Annotated in this window: 20 protein-coding genes; 10 read left to right on the top strand and 10 right to left on the bottom strand. The window is 69.6% G+C overall.

Annotation, left to right across the window (positions count from 1 at the left end; all coding sequences use genetic code 11):
- Positions 1-43: 43 nt before the first annotated feature.
- The 3 genes from ACQ3HE_RS12570 (at position 44) to ACQ3HE_RS12560 (ending at position 1,780) form a co-directional block, all read left to right on the top strand.
- On the top strand, positions 44-403 hold the full coding sequence (locus ACQ3HE_RS12570; protein ID WP_124767744.1) for a PadR family transcriptional regulator: 360 nt from the start codon (positions 44-46) through the stop codon (positions 401-403).
- Positions 400-1,146, top strand: coding sequence for a hypothetical protein (locus ACQ3HE_RS12565; RefSeq protein ID WP_430893016.1), 747 nt, complete (start codon positions 400-402; stop codon positions 1,144-1,146). Before ACQ3HE_RS12570 ends, ACQ3HE_RS12565 begins: the two co-directional genes overlap by 4 nt.
- Before the next feature lie 241 nt (positions 1,147-1,387).
- Positions 1,388-1,780 (top strand): hypothetical protein, encoded by a 393-nt coding sequence (locus ACQ3HE_RS12560; RefSeq protein WP_430893014.1) that lies wholly within the window; start codon positions 1,388-1,390, stop codon positions 1,778-1,780.
- Positions 1,781-1,836: 56 nt separating this feature from the next.
- Here ACQ3HE_RS12560 and ACQ3HE_RS12555 read toward each other — a convergent pair whose 3' ends face one another.
- Entirely contained in the window at positions 1,837-2,568 is a 732-nt protein-coding gene (locus ACQ3HE_RS12555; RefSeq protein ID WP_430893012.1) for a hypothetical protein, read from the bottom strand.
- 132 nt (positions 2,569-2,700) lie between these two features.
- Between ACQ3HE_RS12555 and ACQ3HE_RS12550 the strand changes: the two genes are divergently transcribed.
- Positions 2,701-3,537 (top strand): hypothetical protein, encoded by an 837-nt coding sequence (locus ACQ3HE_RS12550; RefSeq protein WP_430893010.1) that lies wholly within the window; start codon positions 2,701-2,703, stop codon positions 3,535-3,537.
- A gap of 51 nt (positions 3,538-3,588) precedes the next feature.
- Positions 3,589-3,933 carry a cupin domain-containing protein gene (locus tag ACQ3HE_RS12545; protein ID WP_430893008.1) on the top strand — a complete coding sequence of 115 codons (345 nt, stop codon included), beginning with the start codon at positions 3,589-3,591 and terminating at the stop codon, positions 3,931-3,933.
- Between the two features lie 42 nt (positions 3,934-3,975).
- On the opposite strand, the gene ACQ3HE_RS12540 is transcribed toward ACQ3HE_RS12545, so the two are convergent.
- From ACQ3HE_RS12540 to ACQ3HE_RS12520, 5 genes are all read right to left on the bottom strand, one after another.
- Complete coding sequence (locus ACQ3HE_RS12540; RefSeq protein WP_430893006.1) at positions 3,976-5,769, bottom strand: sensor histidine kinase; 1,794 nt, start codon at positions 5,767-5,769, stop codon at positions 3,976-3,978.
- 70 nt (positions 5,770-5,839) lie between these two features.
- Complete coding sequence (locus ACQ3HE_RS12535) at positions 5,840-7,027, bottom strand: ABC transporter permease (RefSeq protein ID WP_430893004.1); 1,188 nt, start codon at positions 7,025-7,027, stop codon at positions 5,840-5,842.
- Positions 7,020-7,721, bottom strand: a complete 702-nt coding sequence (locus ACQ3HE_RS12530; RefSeq protein ID WP_430893002.1) for an ABC transporter ATP-binding protein — start codon at positions 7,719-7,721, stop codon at positions 7,020-7,022. Before ACQ3HE_RS12530 ends, ACQ3HE_RS12535 begins: the two co-directional genes overlap by 8 nt.
- Positions 7,718-8,761 (bottom strand): efflux RND transporter periplasmic adaptor subunit, encoded by a 1,044-nt coding sequence (locus ACQ3HE_RS12525; protein ID WP_430893000.1) that lies wholly within the window; start codon positions 8,759-8,761, stop codon positions 7,718-7,720. The genes ACQ3HE_RS12530 and ACQ3HE_RS12525 overlap by 4 nt, the downstream gene beginning before the upstream one ends.
- Positions 8,758-9,372, bottom strand: a complete 615-nt coding sequence (locus tag ACQ3HE_RS12520) for a hypothetical protein (protein ID WP_430892998.1) — start codon at positions 9,370-9,372, stop codon at positions 8,758-8,760. The genes ACQ3HE_RS12525 and ACQ3HE_RS12520 overlap by 4 nt, the downstream gene beginning before the upstream one ends.
- 116 nt (positions 9,373-9,488) lie before the next feature.
- On the opposite strand from ACQ3HE_RS12520, the gene ACQ3HE_RS12515 reads away from it, so the two are divergent.
- On the top strand, positions 9,489-10,172 hold the full coding sequence (locus ACQ3HE_RS12515; RefSeq protein ID WP_430892996.1) for a response regulator transcription factor: 684 nt from the start codon (positions 9,489-9,491) through the stop codon (positions 10,170-10,172).
- Positions 10,173-10,201: 29 nt separating this feature from the next.
- On the opposite strand, the gene ACQ3HE_RS12510 is transcribed toward ACQ3HE_RS12515, so the two are convergent.
- Both ACQ3HE_RS12510 and ACQ3HE_RS12505 read right to left on the bottom strand, forming a co-directional pair.
- Entirely contained in the window at positions 10,202-10,708 is a 507-nt protein-coding gene (locus tag ACQ3HE_RS12510) for a hypothetical protein (protein ID WP_079704234.1), read from the bottom strand.
- Positions 10,709-10,820: 112 nt separating this feature from the next.
- Complete coding sequence (locus tag ACQ3HE_RS12505; RefSeq protein WP_430892994.1) at positions 10,821-11,708, bottom strand: MerR family transcriptional regulator; 888 nt, start codon at positions 11,706-11,708, stop codon at positions 10,821-10,823.
- A gap of 276 nt (positions 11,709-11,984) precedes the next feature.
- Between ACQ3HE_RS12505 and ACQ3HE_RS12500 the strand changes: the two genes are divergently transcribed.
- The 4 genes from ACQ3HE_RS12500 (at position 11,985) to ACQ3HE_RS12485 (ending at position 14,926) form a co-directional block, all read left to right on the top strand.
- Entirely contained in the window at positions 11,985-12,914 is a 930-nt protein-coding gene (locus tag ACQ3HE_RS12500) for a hypothetical protein (protein ID WP_430892992.1), read from the top strand.
- A 171-nt stretch (positions 12,915-13,085) separates the two neighbouring features.
- A complete protein-coding gene (locus ACQ3HE_RS12495; protein WP_430892991.1) occupies positions 13,086-13,883 on the top strand; it encodes a hypothetical protein in 798 nt (265 codons plus the stop codon).
- Positions 13,884-13,986: 103 nt separating this feature from the next.
- A complete protein-coding gene (locus ACQ3HE_RS12490; protein WP_086472387.1) occupies positions 13,987-14,412 on the top strand; it encodes an SRPBCC family protein in 426 nt (141 codons plus the stop codon).
- Positions 14,413-14,416: 4 nt separating this feature from the next.
- Entirely contained in the window at positions 14,417-14,926 is a 510-nt protein-coding gene (locus ACQ3HE_RS12485) for a MarR family winged helix-turn-helix transcriptional regulator (RefSeq protein ID WP_430892989.1), read from the top strand.
- Between the two features lie 10 nt (positions 14,927-14,936).
- On the opposite strand, the gene ACQ3HE_RS12480 is transcribed toward ACQ3HE_RS12485, so the two are convergent.
- The gene (locus tag ACQ3HE_RS12480) at positions 14,937-15,125 is read right to left on the bottom strand and encodes a hypothetical protein (RefSeq protein ID WP_430892987.1); all 189 of its coding nucleotides are present in this window, start codon (positions 15,123-15,125) and stop codon (positions 14,937-14,939) included.
- A gap of 245 nt (positions 15,126-15,370) precedes the next feature.
- Entirely contained in the window at positions 15,371-16,243 is an 873-nt protein-coding gene (locus ACQ3HE_RS12475; RefSeq protein WP_430892985.1) for an alpha/beta fold hydrolase, read from the bottom strand.
- Positions 16,244-16,299 lie beyond the last annotated feature (56 nt).

Raw genomic sequence — 16,299 nt, 5'->3', positions numbered from 1 at the left:
CACGAGTGGATTTATGGGCCGATAGCTTCCGTATACTGTCCGCATGGTCAAGCGTCGCCCCGGCACCCTGTTCCCCCTCGAGCTCGACATCCTCGACGTGGGCACAGTGCTGCAGGCGTCGGAGGGGTCGTTCTACGGATTCGCGCTCGCGAAACGCCTGGCCGGTCCCGAGGGGAAGCTCGCCGCGCACGGCACCCTGTACAAGGCGCTCTCGCGGATGTCCGAAGCCGGCCTGATCGAGGAGGACTGGGAGGACCACGAGATCGCGGCCGCCGAGGGTCGACCCCGAAGACGGATGTACCGCATCACGGCGGTCGGTGCCGCCGCACGGAACCGCGAGCACGCACGACTCGTCGACGAGCACCGCGTCGCGGCTCGCGTCGCCGACCAGGGGATCGCATGAGCCTGCTCCACACGAGGACGTTCAACACCACGGCACACTGGGTCCTCGCTTGGTGCGCTCAGTACACCCGCGACCTCCCCGAGGAGGTCGCCGCCGCGCGGCGCGATGAGCTCGCCTCCGACCTGCATGAGCACGCGCTCTGGGCGGACGAGGCCGGATGGTCGGCCGGGCGCCTTCGCCGGGACATCGTCCGGCGCCTCGTCACCGGGAGCATCCACGACGTGAGCTGGCGCGCCCACCAGCTCGGTCGCAGCGCGGTGAGCGACCCACGCCACGCCGCAACGGTGCGCACCGCTCATCGGATCGCCCTCTGGATGCTCGCGCTCGGCGTCACCCTGACCGTCCTCGGCGGGTATACCTACGCGCGGATCATCCGCGCCATCATCATCGACGACCTCCGGGTCCCGCCGCTGATGGCGATGCTCGTCGGTGTGCTCGCCGTCCTGTCATTGGTCGGGACCGCACTGACAGCCCGACGCCGCACTCGCATCGTCGGTGCGGTCGCGGTCGCGCCGCCCACGCTCCTGCTCGGGTACGTCGCCGTCGAATCGCTCAGCCTGATCAGCGCCACCGGTGTGCAGATCGCCTTCTGGGCCGACCACCTGACGGCGACCGCCGGAAGCCTCGGGCTCCTCGCCGCCGGTGTCGGGATCAGTTCCCTCCTCGGCCTCGTCGCTGCCGCGATCTGGTGGTGGCCGCCCACCACGTCGATGCCGGCGACCGAGGCGGGCGCGGAGAGCTGACCACGGAAGTGGTGGCGCTGCAGCTCAGGACATCCCGATGGCGAACGCCATGATCGCCTGCTGCACGGGGAGCAGCGACGCCTTGAACCGGTGACCGACGAAGGCGGGGTGTTCGATGGAGTCGGCGCTGACCTCCTCGCCGCGCGTGAGTCGAGGGTCGTGGCGACCGCGGTGAGCCCTCGGCGGTGGCCTTGCCCACGCCGAGATGACGGGCGAGTCCCTGATGCGTCACAATACCGGCATGGACGACACCGGAAGCCTTCGACGATCGGTCTCGTGGTGGGTGCTGCTCGCGGTCGGGCTGGCGTCCGTCGTGGCGATGGGCGTGCTCGCGTTCCTCCCGTCGACCGTCCACGAGCGGGTCGACGGCGATGATCATCCCGGATACACCACCGTGTGCTCATCCGTGGTCGTCGCCGGCTGGCCCCGCGAGCTCGGCGCGGGAGGCGACCGGATGGTCGCTCGCGGGATCGTCTCGACAGACACCTCGGAGCCGCCCTACGACGTCTGCGCCAATCGGCGCTCCCTCTCCGCCGCTGGGATGGCGGTACTCGCCATCCCAGCCAGCTCGCTGCTCGTCCTCGCCGGGGGCTCCGTTCGCCCGGCCCGCCGCGCCGGAACACGCGCCCGGTGACCGTGGACGACGATTCGGATCGGCATCCAGCCCGGAGGTGATCGTCGACAGACCGATCAGTGACCGGGCCCACCGTAGGCGGCGTCGGCGACGAATCCGCAGGACGCGTCCCAGGTGCTCTGCTCCGACTCGGGGTAGCTGGAGTCGTAGCCGGTCGCATCCAACTTCCACTGGTGGCTCTCCTCCGGAGACAGGCCGTCGGGCATCCCGGTCGCCTGCTGACCTTCGGGATACGGGTAGGCCTGGAGCGTCATGTCGACGGCGCCCACGAATTCGTGGCCGCGGTCAGCCATGCATGAGCGCATCGCATCGATCCAGCCCTGATACTGCGTCGCGAACGCCAGTGCCGTGGCACGCTCCTCCTCGGTCGGCACGTAGGCCGCCTCGGCAGCAGCGGTCGCCGCGTCACGCTCCTCACGACAGGGGACCGCGGCCGCCTGCCAGGCGTCCTGGTCGGCCTCGCTCAGACCTGGCGGCATCCCGTCGAAGCTGGTGTCGTCGAACCCGAACCCCGCTTCGGTCATGCAGGACGCCATCGCGGCTTTACCGACCTCGAAGAATCGCTGCCAGAGGCCCTGCAGGTAGAACTCGTTGATGTGCGTGGACTCGGTGGGCGGCGTGGTCGCGGCCGGCGTCTCGGTCGGCGTCGCGCTCGCGGTCGGCGTCGCGGTCGCCTCCGCCGGCGCCTTCGCGGAGCTCGCCACGGCCTGCGCTGCCACACCGCCGAGTCCGCCGGCGACCACCAGTCCGGACGTGAGCAGTACCAGGATCTTCTTGCGAATCATCATCTCCCCCAATGTTCATGGAACGTGTTATAGGAAGATAGCTTCCTCAAGTGGATGGCGCAACCGGCCCCTGAGCCGGAACACGTCTCCCCGCCACTCGTCGAGCGATGCGGCGGTGCCTCTACCCTGGGCTGTGTGAGCATTCCTCGGAACGACAGTGGGCCGGTGCGTGGCTGGATCGGCCCGGACTGGGAAGCGACCGTCGACGCCCGTCGACTGGATGAGTTGCGCTGGAAGGTCGAGCAGGAGCTCAGCACCCTCAGCGGGTTCCGACGCCGACTGAAGACCGAGGGTGAGTATCTCGTACCCGGGCTGGCCATCGGCATCCCGTTCCTGATCCCCCAGGCCTTCGGGCTGGTCGAAGCGCTCACCGCCGCGCCCGAGCCGGGCATCGACGCGTTCGGCGAGTGGCTCTCGAGGCCGGCGGTCGCGGGCTGGCTGATCGTGAGCGCCCTCTTGTTCTGCTTCTCGCTGGTGTCGGTCCCGATGCGAGCGCTGGAGGAGTTCCGGATCTACCGCCGGGGCGGCTGGCTCGCCCTCCAGGCCCCGACGGGCCTTGTCCAGTGGGGCGGCGAGGCCCCGACCCTGATCGCCTACGATCATCGGCTGGTCGGCGGCAGCCGCGACACCGTCGAGCGGGACCTCCGCAACCCGTTCATGCTCGTCTCAGGACCACGCATGCCGGTGTGGGTGTTCGCTGGCGCGCTGCGTTCGGTCCGGGCGAGCACGGTGGCACGCTCCCTCAGCATCCACCGCCTGGCGGTGCTCAGACAGGAGATCGGCGTGTTGCGCGCCATCCCAGCACCGATGGTGTTCCCGCAGACCGACGGCTGCCTCATCGGCTCGCAGGACGACGGGTTGCTCACCGTCGCCCTGCCACGACCAGTGAAAGCCGGCCAGCGGATCCGACTCGCCCGCGTGAAGCTCACCCGCGAGGAGCGGGAGAGCGTCACGATCGGCCATCTGTCCTGATCGCTGATCGGCCCGGGGCTGTTGGTCACCAGTCACTGGCATCATCGACCCATGAGTGAATCCCCGATCGAACGAACGACCCTGAGCACGGTGACGCTCGATGGGGCTCCGAGCTTCGCCTCCGTCGAAGTGCGACGCATCACGATCGCCCCCGACTTCCACGTCGGGGCGCACTGGCACAACGGCCCGGTCTTCGGCACTATCGAAACCGGCTCCGTGAACTTCCAAGTGGGGACCGGGCCTCAGACCGTCCTGCGCGCCGGCGACACATTCCATGAGCCGGCGAACGAGACGATCGTCTTCGACGCGACCGACGAGGGCGTCACCTTCCTCGCCTGGTTCCCGATGCCGGCCGGCGTCGAGCCGGAACTGACGATGGGCGACGCACCGAACTGAGACCGACCTGCAACCAGAGGCTCTGACGCGAAGCGGATTCCCTCACTCCGGCACGCGCGCAGGCAGCGACAGCTCGAAGCGGCTGCCCTCGCCGAGGGCGCTCTGCGCGACGAGCGTACCGCCCAACGCCTCAGCGAGGCCGCGGGCGATCGAGAGACCGAGGCCGGTGCTCTGCCCGGCGCGGACCCGAGACGGCTCGCCGCGCCAGAGCCGGTCGAAGACCCGCGGCAGGTCTGCCGGGGCGATGCCCTCGCCGGTGTCGACGACCGCGATCCGCACCAGGTCGTCAGCGGTCACCGCTTCGAGGTCGACACGACCGCCCGGCGGCGTGTGGCGCAGAGCGTTCGAGAGCAGATTGTCGAGGATCTGCCGCAGCCGCGCAGGATCGGTCTCGAGCGGCAACGGCCCCGAGAGCTCGACGTGCAACGCGATGTCCGTGCTCGCCGCCTGCGCTCGGTACGCTTCCCCGAGCTCTCGCACGATCACCGCCGCGTCGCACGCCCTGCGCTCCAGCACGAGGTCGCCGGCCTCCGCGAGCGCGAGGAGCTGCAGGTCCCCGGTGATCCGCTCCATCCGCCCGGCCTCGTCGAGCACGAGCCGGCGGAGTGCCGCATCGTCGAGACCGAGACCGTCGTCAGCCGCCTCGACCCATCCGCGGATGTTCGTGAGCGGGCTGCGCAGTTCGTGGGCGATGTCGCCGAGTAGCCGTCGCCGTGACGCTTCGTGTCCAGCGATCTCACCGGACATGCGGTCGAACGCGGCGCCGACGCCGGCGAGGTCATCGCGAGCGGGCAACGCCGCGCGGGCCTCACGATCGCCCGCGCTGAACCGATCGACCGCGGTCTCGAGTCGGCGGGCACTACGGAGGGTCGGCACGACGATGAGCGCCGCGGCCACCGCCAGGAGTGCAAGCAGCACCACGACGAACACGCCCACGCGGGCGATCGATCCAGGACTCGCGTCGAGCGGGCCCTGCGCGTCACCTCGCTGGTCGGTGAGCACCACGTTCACGGCAGGCGCCGTCGTCGCCCGAGCCTGGTCGACGCGCGCCTGCAGCAGGCACCCGTCAGCCGAGTCGTCGCCGGTCGGGACGGTGCGCAACGCGAGCTGCGCAGGGGCGCTCGACGGAGACAGATCGAGTTCGACGTCGGTGACCAGCGGCGCGTTCGCGGCGAGCAGGCAGGCGTTCGTGCGATCACGGAGCTCGTCGAGGGCGACCCGCTCGCTCGGCAGCGGGGTGTTCAAGGCGGCACGGCCACAGTCCGGTGCATCGTCGTACCCGTTGACCACGGGGCGGCCGCTCCCCCACACCCCGGTGTCGACGACCGCATCGCCCAGGCACGCCACCACGGCGGCGGCCTGCCCGGTGAGCTGGTCACGTTGCGCATCGTCGAGCGAGAACGGCCCGCTGATGCCGTCGGGCAGACGCAGTTCGGATGTCACCGGGTCCCCGAGGGGTTCGAGCGGGTCGAGCAATCGGGTGGAGGCCGCCGGACGGGGCAGCTCGGGCGCCGTGTCGGCGATCACCGTTCCGGCACCGTCGACCACGGCGATGCGACGCCCGGTCTCCTGGCTGAGCAGCAGCAGCGTGGACCCGACATCGCTCCAGCCGTCGTGGCGTCCGGCCCACGTCCTGAGCGCATCCAACACCTGCTCGTCTCGCACGAGATCGGCACCGGACGCCTGCTCGTCGTACCGGTACTCCGAGGTCTGAGCCAGCCAGACCGTACCGCCGGCCGAGGCGAGCACGAGCAGCAGTCCAGCCGCGAGATAGCGCGCGAGCAGCCGTGGCACGCGTCGGGGCCCAGCGGTACCCGCTCTTCTGCTGTTGCTCATGTCGTCGGCCATGCTCTCATCACTTTCCATCCCGGACCGCATCCGCGCACCCGCGCACCGTCGGACCCGCTCAGGTCGCGGAGAGCGCCGCGGTCGGTGATTGGCGGGCGGCGCGGATGGACGGTGCGAGTCCGGCGACGGCGCCCGTCACCAGCGCGGCGCTCATGCCGGACAGGATCGTCTCGACCGGAACGACCAGCGGCCAGCCCTGCAGACCGCTCCAGGCCGCGGTTCCGAGGAGACCGAGCACGACTCCGGATACGCCACCCAGCGCGCAGAGCAGGATGGCCTCCACGAGGAACTGCGCCTGGATCTGACCGCGGTGGGCGCCGAGCGCTCGTCGCAATCCGATCTCCCGGCGACGCTCGAGCACGGAGACGAACATCGTGTTCGCGATGCCGATGCCTCCGATCACGAGTGCGACTGCGGCGAGCGCGAGGAAGAGTCCATCGAAGCTGGATCGGGCAGCAGCCTTCGCGGCGAGCACGGCCGACGGCTGGCTCACCTGCACGAGTCCGCTCGCCCCCGGGGAGAGGGTTGCGGCGACGACCGGCCGCAAGGCGTCGATCGACACCTCGACACCCGTGACGTAGGCGACCGTCGGTGCGCCGTCGAAGCTCAGCCAGCGCCGCGCGGCAGCATCGTCGACGAGGACCGCCGACTGCACGTCGGCGGAGAGCGGCGTCGGTGCGAGCACGCCGATCACGGTGAACGCGACGCCGTCGACGTCGATCGTGACCGGCCGATCGGGGAGCTGCGACAGGCCGAGCCGATCAGCGGCGTCGATGCCGAGCACGGCCGTCGGCAGGTCGCTCCCGTCGAGCCAGCGGCCGGAGGTCACGTCCGTTCGCAGCACCTCGCGAAGATCACCGCGGACGGCGAGTGTGGTCAGCCCGGTCTCCGGGTATCCGCGGAGCTGGTTGCTGCGGACGGGGGCGTGGGCGTTGCCGACCGTCGCGGCATCCTTCACGGTTCCGATGCGCTGCAGCATGCCGAGTGCCTCGGCCGGAAGCGGCACGGGGGTTCCGTCTGCGCCTGCGCGAGGGTCGGCTCGCAGCAGGTCCGCTCCGAGCGCCGTGAGCTGTTGATCGAGCGCGGCCTGGGAGGACGCGGGCACGGCGGTGACGGTCACCAGTGTCGCGATGCCGATGGCGATCCCGATGGTCGAGAGCACGGCGCGAAGCGGTCGGGTGCGAAGCCCGACCGTGCCGACGGCGAGCAGATCCCGGGGGTCGAGACGTCTGCGACGCTCACGCATGCGGCACCGCCCTGGAGCCGGTCCGGGTGTCGGTGATGATGCGGCCGTCCCGCAGCTCGATGCGTCGTGGCAGTCGTGCGGCGAGCTCGACGTCATGGGTGATGACGACGACGGTGGTGCCCTCGTCGTGCAGTCGCTCGAGGAGGCTGAGCACGCGTTCGCCGTTCGCCGTGTCGAGGGCGCCGGTGGGTTCGTCGGCGAGGACGACGAGCGGGTCGGTCACGATCGCCCGGGCGATGGCGACCCGCTGTCGTTCACCGCCGGAGAGGTCCTGCGCCGCGTGCCCGATGCGGTGCTCGAGTCCCACGCGCTCGAGTGCCGCGCGGGCGAGGTCACGGCGCTCCCGCCTGGGAACGCCGCTGTAGAGCAGCGCCATTGCGACGTTCTGTTCTGCGGTCACGCCGTCGGTCAGATGGAAACCCTGGAAGACGAACCCGATCGAGCTCCCGCGCAAGGTGGACAGCGCGCGATCCGTGAGGTCGCGGGTGTCGGTGCCGCCGATGCGGACCACGCCGGCCGTGGGACGGTCGAGGGTGCCGAGGACGTTGAGCAACGTCGACTTGCCTGCGCCGGATCGTCCGATGATCGCGGTGAGTTCACCCGCGTCGATCTGCAACGAGACGTCGTCGAGTGCAGCGACTCCGCCGGGGTGGACGCGGCTGACGTGCTCGAGCTCGAGTGCCGACGTCGTCATCGTGCAGACACCACCGTCATGCCGGCCTCGATCCCTGCACCGCTGACCTCGACCCGGTCGTCTGCGATGAGGCCGATCTCGACGCCGTGGAGTCGGCCGCGGTCGTCCTGCAGCGCGTAGCCGCCTTCGGCGAGCGCCACGAGCGCGGCGACGGGCACGATCAGCACGTCCGGCACGGATCTCGTGACGACCCGAACGGTCACGGCGGCGGCGTCGACGCCCACGAGTGCAGCCTGATCGTCGATCGCGACGAGCGCGCGGACCTTCGCGTCGGCTCCTTCCCCGGTCGTGGTCACCGTGACGATGGACCCGCCGACGGCGCGCCCGTCGGGCAGTTCGATCGTCGCTTTCGCGCCGACCCCGATGACTCCCGCGTCCTGCGCCGGGACCGACGCATCGACGACGCGTGTCGTTGGCGTGACCGAGAACGGCTGACCGCCCGCCGCGTCGCCGAGGCGTGCCGTCACTGCGGCGATGCGACTCGGCGCACTCAAGACGACCACGTCGGCGGGGGCCAGCGTGCCGGTGCACTCCAGGCCGAGCGATTCCTGCCAGTCCCTGACAGCCTCCGTGAACTCCCACCCGGTCTCGAAGGTCTCCGGATCACTGCGGCTGAGATGTCCGAGGTCCATCAGGTTCGAAGCGACCATACTCACGTCCGCCCCCTCCATCCCCGAGCCGTCGATCGCGCGATAGAGCGGAAGCGCTCCGATCAGCACCGGCACCGGTCGCTCGTTCGCGCGCAGTGCCACGGATCCCCGATCGAGTGTCGCGCCGACGTCGGGCAACCCGGTGATGATGCCGTCGGCCTTCGTCGTCACGGGGACCGCGGTACCGAAGCCGACTGTGCCGTCGAGGCGAGCGGTCTGCACGAGCTCACCCCGCTCGACGACCGCGGTGGCCGGCGCGGCGGTCTGCTCGACCGGGGCTGCGTCGGCCACGGGCCGGAGGAGCAGGGCGGCTCCTCCGGCCCCCGCCGCGAGGACGGCACAGAGCACGAGCGATCCGACGAGCGCGGTGCGGCGACGCGACCGGGTCATTCGGCGCTCCCATCCGATGCGGACACCATGCAGGCGTCCACGTACTGCATCCCCAGTGAGATCGAGGTGGTGTCGTTGGCCTCGCCACCGAAGGCGAGGTTGATCCGGCCGAACGCATCCGGCTCGGTGATCTCGACCTCGCGGACACCGCGTTCGTGCAGGCAGTCCACCACGCCCTGCGCGAACCGCAGGGCGTCCGGGTTCTGAGCGTCGAGCTCCCACGGCGGCAAGGGCGCCACGCGTTGGCAGAGCGCCTCGGCCTCGGCGAACCCCGCGAGATCCTCTGCGACGCCGCCGCTGACCGCGTCTCCATCACCGCCCGTCGGAGCGTCCGGCGTCGCCGGGCTGTGGTCTGCGAGACAGCGGTCCCGTGGCTTCCACGCGTCGGCCTCCTCCTCATCCGACATGTCGAGACGCAGACGCACGGGCTCGCCGTACTTCGCGACGAGCGGGTCGGCGACCTCGGTGGGCGTCGGAGCGGCGGTCTCCAACGTCGCGATGCCTCCGTCTCCGGACTGATCGGCGGACGGTGCAGCGCAAGCGGTGAGTGCCGCCAGGAGCGCCAGGGCACCCGCGGCGGCGGTCAGGGATCGGTGGATGATGCGTGTCACGGTTCCTCCTCGTGTCATGAGCGGCTGTGACCCACGCTCGCCGAGGGATGTGAAGGACTTGTGAGCGATCGGTCCGGAGCCCGACCGCGCGCCGAGCCCGTGCCTAGGATCGGATCGTGACCAGAGTCTTGATCGTCGAGGACGATGCCCTGCAGTCGGAGCTCGTCCGCCGCTACCTCGAACGGGAGGGGCACGACGTGACCGTCCTGGCCGACGGCGCCGAAGCGCTCTCCGAGGTGCGTCGCTCCGCGCCCGACCTGCTCGTCCTCGACGTCATGCTCCCCGGGGCCGACGGCCTCACGATCTGCCGCACGCTTCGCGAGGAGCAGTTCGACCTCCCGATCCTGCTCCTCACCGCACGCTCCACCGAGAACGACCTGCTACTCGGGCTCGAACTCGGTGCCGACGACTACCTCGCGAAGCCCTACAGCCCCCGCGAACTCGTCGCCCGGGTCCGAGCGCTGTTGCGACGAGCCCGCCGCACGGTGCCGGCCTCGACGGTCATCACCGTCGGAGACCTCGAGATCGACCCGGACCGGCATCGAGCCACCCTCGCGGATCGGCTGCTCGACCTCACGCGTGCCGAGTTCGACCTCCTCGAGGAGTTCGCTCTGCATCCCGGCATCGTCCTCAGCCGTGCCCGCCTGCTCGATCGTCTCCACGGGACCGACCGCTGGATCGGAGGCCGCACCATCGACACCCACGTGAAGAACCTCCGGGCCAAGATCGAGTCCGATCCACAGCAGCCCACCCGCCTCGTCACCGTCTACGGGGTCGGGTACGCCCTCCACGCGGGCTGAGCGAGGCCCGGACGCCTCGCGAGACTGGCTCAGGTCAGGACAGGCAGCGCCCAGAAGCTCAGCACGGCACCCGAGACGAGCACCAGCCCGGCAGCACACACGAGGCCCGCGCTGATCCTCCTGGCGAGACCGAGACGTCGACGCAGGCCGGAGACGGTCTCGACGTGCATCGCGAGTTCTCCTGCGAAACGACGGCTCAAGGCGTCGTCCGCCGGTGTGGTCGGAGCGGCGGTCGTCGGCTCGGACAGCCGCTCCACGGCGCGGGCAGAGGCGTCGATCCGCAGCTGCACCGCTCCCGCGACCTGGTGGGCGACGACTCCGACAGCCAAGAGCGACGCCCCGAGCGAGATCACGATGACCGGCAGGGTCTGCGCCAGCTCCTCCTCGGAGTAGTCGTCCAGTGGGCCCACCGCCGCCGCCGTTGCGACGAAACCGACGCCCAACACGGCCAGGAGCACGACCAGCGCTCCGGGCCAGGTGGAGAGCGGCTCATCGACGAGTTTCCGGAAGCCCTGGATGTTCTGCGTCTGCTCCATGCACCGAACCTACCCGTGTCGGTGACACCGAGCAGCGCGGATGATCAGGTCATGAAGACGAGGACGGGCACGGTGACGCCCAGCCGCGACACGGACGATCGCGGTCGACGACTCAGCGTCCGGCCGGTGGCGCGAGGTCAAGTGCATCGAGTTCGAGGACCAGTTCCATGCACCGCAGGCGTGCGCGGGAGAAGTCGTAGGGCATCATCCGGACGGCGTCGGTGAGGCTCGTCGAGCCGCACGTCGAGCCTGCGCCGTCCTCGTCGTCGGGAAGGGGGTGGGAGTCGTCCCACGCGTCGAAGCGGTCGTCGTCAGTCTGCGCCAGGCCGGAGTCCTCGATGACCGTACGGAGAACCGCCTCGAAGGCATGCCGTTCGGCGGCGATCTCCGCCACGCGGGGATCGTCGATCGCGACCGTGTCGTCGAGTGCGGCTTCGGCGGCGTCGACTCGGTCGGACTCCTCCCGCAGCTCCGGGTGGGTGGCCAGGGCGATGAACCGCGACGCCTGGACGGACGCGCCGAGCCCGCCGAAGATCCGTTCGGTCACGAGCAGGGTGTCCAGGTCGTCCTGCCGTAGGGCGCCCTCGGGCAGGTCTGTGAGGCGGTCGCTCACGACGTCGGAGAGCAGCCCCAACCTGCTGCCCTGCGCACGCATGCGCTGCACAGCGGTCCGCTGCTGCTCGAGTTCCGCCTGCCGAGCGACGAGGGAGCCCTCCAGGCGGTCCAGGATGCGTGTGACATCGTCGTCGGTGTCGGTGATGCCATCCGCGAAGGCGTCGCGGATGTCGTCGAGGGCGATGCCGGCGTCCGCCATCCGACGGATCCACAGCAGCCGGATCATCTCGTCGTAGCCGTAGCGGCGGCGATCGTCACTCCCCCGCTCGGGCTCAGGGAGCAGACCGATCTGGTGGTAGTGACGGATCGCCCGTGGGGTGATACCGACGAACGCGGCGGCGCCTCCGATGGTGACCTGGCGCGGCGGGGTGAAAGTCGAGAACATGTGGGGGCCTTCCTCGGTGGGCGGAATACGTCCACTGCACCACATGACGCTACGGCAGGTGCAAGTCGCGCCGCGGCCGTCTCCCGGGAGACGGGTCCCCGATCGAACGAACGCCCCTGGGCACGGTGACGCTCGATGGTGAGCGGTCCCCATTCGCTGAGCCGATTGCGACCGGTACGGTTTGGCCATGGGGAATCGCATCGCACGCATCACAACGCTCCGGGACGCACTGCGAGAACATGCGCTGAGCGCGACCACAAGGTTGCGAGGAACCCCATGATCACGAGCATCGAGATACTCGGCACTGAGGAGCTGCTGCTGCAGCGGAACCCGCGCGCCGCAGCCGTGCACCAGGCGATCGTGGCTCGCGGCCGCGAAGCGGTGATCGCGCTGAACGAACGATTCGACGACCCGTCGGACGACACGGCGATGAAGCGACTCGACACCGAGCTCGAAGCGATCGTCGAGCGGAGCGTCAGTGAGTACGTCCGTCAGGCCAGTGGGCTGTTCAGTGCCGAGGACGTCGACCTGTGGACCGCGAAGATCAGCCGGGTGCCCGGCAGCTATGTCGGACGAGCGGCGGCCGTCGGCGTGCCCGGAGCCCTGCTGCTGATGGAGTCCGTGGAAGAGGCCGAGTCGGAGGAGAACAGCACCTTCGTCTCACTCGACGACACCCTCTCCAACATCGCGGGGTATTGCCAGTGCGGCTACGCCACGAGCCGCATCGCGCCCAGGCAACTGTGCCGCCTCTGCTCCGGCGGCGTGCTCATCGCGTGGAGGACCGAGGAGGACCAGGTCATCGCGACAGCCCCCAAGGTCCGGTCCGAGCTGCACGCAGTGTTCGAGGAGTTGCTCGACGAGCTCGCCACCATCCACCTCGCGACGGGCGACGCCTCGGCCGAGACCCCTGCGCGCCGTCGAGCGGGCAACGCCGGGATCACCCGGGTGAACGAGACCTATGCCGAGGAGATCGCGATGCTCGACCTCACGCGATGGCGGGAACTCAGCGATCTGAACCAGCTCAGCCAGATCACGGCGGTGACGGCTCACGCGAAGCACTGGTCGCAGTGGGGTCTCGGATCGGCGCGGTTGGCGATGTTGGCGATGCAGAGCGATCCGGAGATCCAGGCACGGATGCGCCGGATCGCCGGCAGCCGGCCCGCTCCGAAGCCCCCGCTGTTCGAGCGGCTCTTCTCCCGACGATGAGGTCCGCGACGGCGACGATCAGACTGCTCGCGGCCGTCGGCGGCGCCGGTCGCCTCCGCCGACGCAGGTCGGCCACACAGGAAGTGGTGTGACGTGTTCGTCCAGCCGACCCTTCGCGAACCCCGACGGAGATCGCAACGCACCCGCCGCAGTAGAGCCGGCCGGATCGCAGTGCTCGTCCTCCTCATCGCCATGGCCTGCATCGCAGCGCTCATCCTGTACTCCTGCTCGACGATGAAGATCGCCTCCTGGCGGGTGACACCGGTCCTCCAGGAGGTCGTCGGCGATCACGGCACCGTCTCGGCGTACGCGAAGGAGTTCACCTACAGCTCCGGCTCGAGCTGCACCCTGTCGGTGGACCTCGACGAGGACATCACGGTCGATGAGACGGCGACGGTCCTGCAGTCACTCGCACCCACCGACCGCTTCGCGCCCTGCGACATCAGCACCGTCGAAACGGCCGCACGTTCGACCGTGTTCGCCGAGAACTGGAACACCATCTCCGACGACGGCTGGGTGTCGGTCGCCGAACACCTCGCCGGACCAGGACCGATCACGCTGTACTTCGCCATCGACGCCCCCGCCCATCTGGACGCTTCCGAACGGGGACGGTACACCGACTTCGTCGACCTGCTCCGCCAGCACACGACCGGCGACCGCCTCGAGGACACCGTCGGTCCCGTCCGGTGGACCCTGACCTGGGACAGCGGCACCGGCGCCTACAAGGGCGTACGCATCACCACTGACGAGACACCGCCCGCCGCGCTCGCCGAGTTCCTCGAAGCGCTCACCATCCCATTCCAGGGATCATCGGGCTTGGACAGCATCATCTACACCGTCGCCGACGGCGAAACCACGCTCCACGCCAACCTCAGCAAGCCGGATGGCCAGGTCACCGCCGCCATCCAAGCGGCGTTCGCAGCCTCCGGACTCCCCGGCGAGCTCACGATCAACCCGCCAACAGCCTGAGCCGTCCGAGCCGAACGCGCCACGAGACCGATTCCGACGAAGAGCTTTCCGCGGGGATCCGGTTGATGTTACAGTAAGCGCACTTACTACTTGGAGGATCAACATGTGGACGACGAACTACGAGCAGACGACGACGGCCAGCGCATCCGCAGTCTGGGGTGCGCTCGAGCGCCTGCACTCCGGCACCCCACTAGGCCCGGCATCCGACAGCTTCGAACTGCATGGGCCGTTCGTCGTCGGGACGACGCTCACCATCACACCGCAGGGGCAGGAACCGATGGAGTCGACGATCGTCGCGCTCGTCCCGGAGACCACCTATGCGGACCGGACCCGTTTCGGCGACCTGGAACTGACCTTCCGACACGACCTGCGCCCGACCGCGGACGGCGGGACGACCGTCACGCACACGCTCGTCATCGACGGACCGGGCTCCGACGAGGTGGGACCCGAACTCGGGCCGCAGATCAGCGGTGACTTCCCCGTGGCGATGGGCGAACTGCTCTCCGCGGCAGAGCGCTCGGCCCGGTAATCCGATGGCCGGCGACCTCGACACCCGCTTCCCTGACGCGCAGTCGAGCCTCGGGCTCGCGCTCTGGCGCGCCAGTACCGCCTGGCAGCGCCACATCCGTGCAGCCCTCGCCCCGCACGATCTGACGCACGTCCAGTACGTGCTCCTCGCATCGCTGACCTGGATGGATCGCACCGTGCCGGTGAGCCAACGGGACCTCGCGGCGCACACGGAACTCGATGTGATGATGACCTCGCAAGTCCTCCGTGCGCTGGAGACGAAAGGGTACATCCGCCGCGAGCCGCACCCCGAGGACGGACGCGCCAACGCCCTGCACCCCACCGAGCGAGGGATCGAGCTGGCGAACCTGGCGACACGAGACGTCGAATCGGCCGACGCCTCCTACTTCGCCGCGTTGACTCCGACTCAGCGCGACTCGCTCCTCGCTGCTTTCCAGCACCTCGCCTCGCCGCCGAGCGTCGCGCCCGATCAGCGAACGCCTCACGACCCGTCTTCCAGCGAGGATCAGCGGTGATCTTCCGTGTTCAACGAGACTTGCCGCGCCGTTTCACCGCATCGACGACCAGTGCTCCCAAGAGCATCAGCCCGCCCGCGAGTCCCGTGAACACGTAGAAGCGAGGCCGCAGGAAGTCCTGCGTCGCAATGGCGTAGGTACAGAAGACGACCAGCGTTAGCCCGAGCACCAGGAAGAGGATCCGCGCCCAGAGATCCATCGGCGTCCGTTCTCTACCCATCCTCGGGTGCCCTCCATGTCGGCCGTGCGGGCCACCATCGCCCTGGTCGCCGTCCAGTATGACGGGTGCGGCCGCGACCGCGAACGGGTCCGGCGGCCGCGGGCCGATGACCGCCTCCAAGATGGCCAGCATCGTCCACGCTGCCGCCGGACGGTCAAGCCAGCCGTGCGGGCCGAACGCGCCGCCGCTGACCTCGGTCCAGGTGGATGGATCGCCCCGCCGAGCTATGCGCTCCGGTCAGTCGTCCGGAGCCATTCCGTGATGGTGGCAGCGACGTGGTCGAGGTCGGATTCGAGGAGGAAGTGTCCGCCGTCGACGAGCTCGACGCGAGCATCGGGGGCGTCGCGGGTGAACGCTGTGGCTCCGGCGGCGGCGAAGATCTCGTCGTGACGACCCCAGATCGCGAGGACCGGTACCTGTGAGGTGCGGAGCCATTCGTGCACCGCGGGGTAGAGGTCCCGGTTGGTGGCGTAGTCGCGGAAGAGCGCCAGCTGCACGTCGTCCTGACCCGGACGGGCGAGGAGCGCGAGATCGTGCTCCCAGGCGTCGGGGTCGACGGTCGTCGGGTCCGGTACGCCGTGGGTGTACTGCCACTCGACGGCTTCCCGGCCGAGGGCCGGACGGAGCGCGTCGCGCGTCTCGGTGGTCCGTTCGGCGGCGTCGGCCCAGATCGGGTCCCAGAAGCTCGGCACGAAGCCTTCTTCGTAGGCGTTGCCGTTCTGGGAGATGACGGCGACGACGGCAGTGGGGTCATTGAGGGCCAGGCGCCAGCCGACCGGGGCGCCGTAGTCCTGGACGTAGATCGTGTACTGCGTCACGCCGATGGTCGAGAGGAACCGGCCGGTCACCCCTGCGAGGGCCGCGAAGGTGTACTCGAACTCGTCGACCGAGGGGGCGGAGGAGCGTCCGAAGCCGATGTGGTCCGGAGCGATGACGCGGTACTGGCCGGCAAGGGCCGGGATGAGGTGCCGGAACATGTGGGAGCTGCTCGGGTACCCGTGGAGGAGCAGGAGGACGGGAGCGTCTGCCGGGCCGGCCTCCCGGTAGAAGACGTCGAGCCCGTCGATCGAGACGGTGCGGTGGTGGACGGTGACCATTTGCTAACCCCTTTGGATTGTTTTACTGGTTAGTCAGACGGTAGCATGGATCCAGG

It is taken from the genome of Plantibacter auratus (assembly GCF_050587365.1).
Classification (GTDB): domain Bacteria; phylum Actinomycetota; class Actinomycetes; order Actinomycetales; family Microbacteriaceae; genus Plantibacter; species Plantibacter auratus.
Note: the sequence above shows the minus strand (reverse complement) of the source record. Positions and strands in the feature narration are given on the sequence as shown.

Bases quoted from the DNA above. Each gene is read 5' to 3' on its own strand.
- ACQ3HE_RS12545 (WP_430893008.1), top strand. From the start codon at position 3,589: ATGAGTGAATCCCCGATCGAACGAACGACCCTGAGCACGGTGACGCTC.
- ACQ3HE_RS12475 (WP_430892985.1), bottom strand. From the start codon at position 16,243: ATGGTCACCGTCCACCACCGCACCGTCTCGATCGACGGGCTCGACGTC.
- ACQ3HE_RS12480 (WP_430892987.1), bottom strand. From the start codon at position 15,125: ATGGATCTCTGGGCGCGGATCCTCTTCCTGGTGCTCGGGCTAACGCTG.
- ACQ3HE_RS12530 (WP_430893002.1), bottom strand. From the start codon at position 7,721: ATGACGACGTCGGCACTCGAGCTCGAGCACGTCAGCCGCGTCCACCCC.
- ACQ3HE_RS12570 (WP_124767744.1), top strand. From the start codon at position 44: ATGGTCAAGCGTCGCCCCGGCACCCTGTTCCCCCTCGAGCTCGACATC.
- ACQ3HE_RS12565 (WP_430893016.1), top strand. From the start codon at position 400: ATGAGCCTGCTCCACACGAGGACGTTCAACACCACGGCACACTGGGTC.
- ACQ3HE_RS12560 (WP_430893014.1), top strand. From the start codon at position 1,388: ATGGACGACACCGGAAGCCTTCGACGATCGGTCTCGTGGTGGGTGCTG.
- ACQ3HE_RS12490 (WP_086472387.1), top strand. From the start codon at position 13,987: ATGTGGACGACGAACTACGAGCAGACGACGACGGCCAGCGCATCCGCA.
- ACQ3HE_RS12510 (WP_079704234.1), bottom strand. From the start codon at position 10,708: ATGGAGCAGACGCAGAACATCCAGGGCTTCCGGAAACTCGTCGATGAG.
- ACQ3HE_RS12540 (WP_430893006.1), bottom strand. From the start codon at position 5,769: ATGAGCAACAGCAGAAGAGCGGGTACCGCTGGGCCCCGACGCGTGCCA.
- ACQ3HE_RS12555 (WP_430893012.1), bottom strand. From the start codon at position 2,568: ATGATGATTCGCAAGAAGATCCTGGTACTGCTCACGTCCGGACTGGTG.
- ACQ3HE_RS12500 (WP_430892992.1), top strand. From the start codon at position 11,985: ATGATCACGAGCATCGAGATACTCGGCACTGAGGAGCTGCTGCTGCAG.
- ACQ3HE_RS12505 (WP_430892994.1), bottom strand. From the start codon at position 11,708: ATGTTCTCGACTTTCACCCCGCCGCGCCAGGTCACCATCGGAGGCGCC.
- ACQ3HE_RS12535 (WP_430893004.1), bottom strand. From the start codon at position 7,027: ATGCGTGAGCGTCGCAGACGTCTCGACCCCCGGGATCTGCTCGCCGTC.
- ACQ3HE_RS12525 (WP_430893000.1), bottom strand. From the start codon at position 8,761: ATGACCCGGTCGCGTCGCCGCACCGCGCTCGTCGGATCGCTCGTGCTC.
- ACQ3HE_RS12485 (WP_430892989.1), top strand. From the start codon at position 14,417: ATGGCCGGCGACCTCGACACCCGCTTCCCTGACGCGCAGTCGAGCCTC.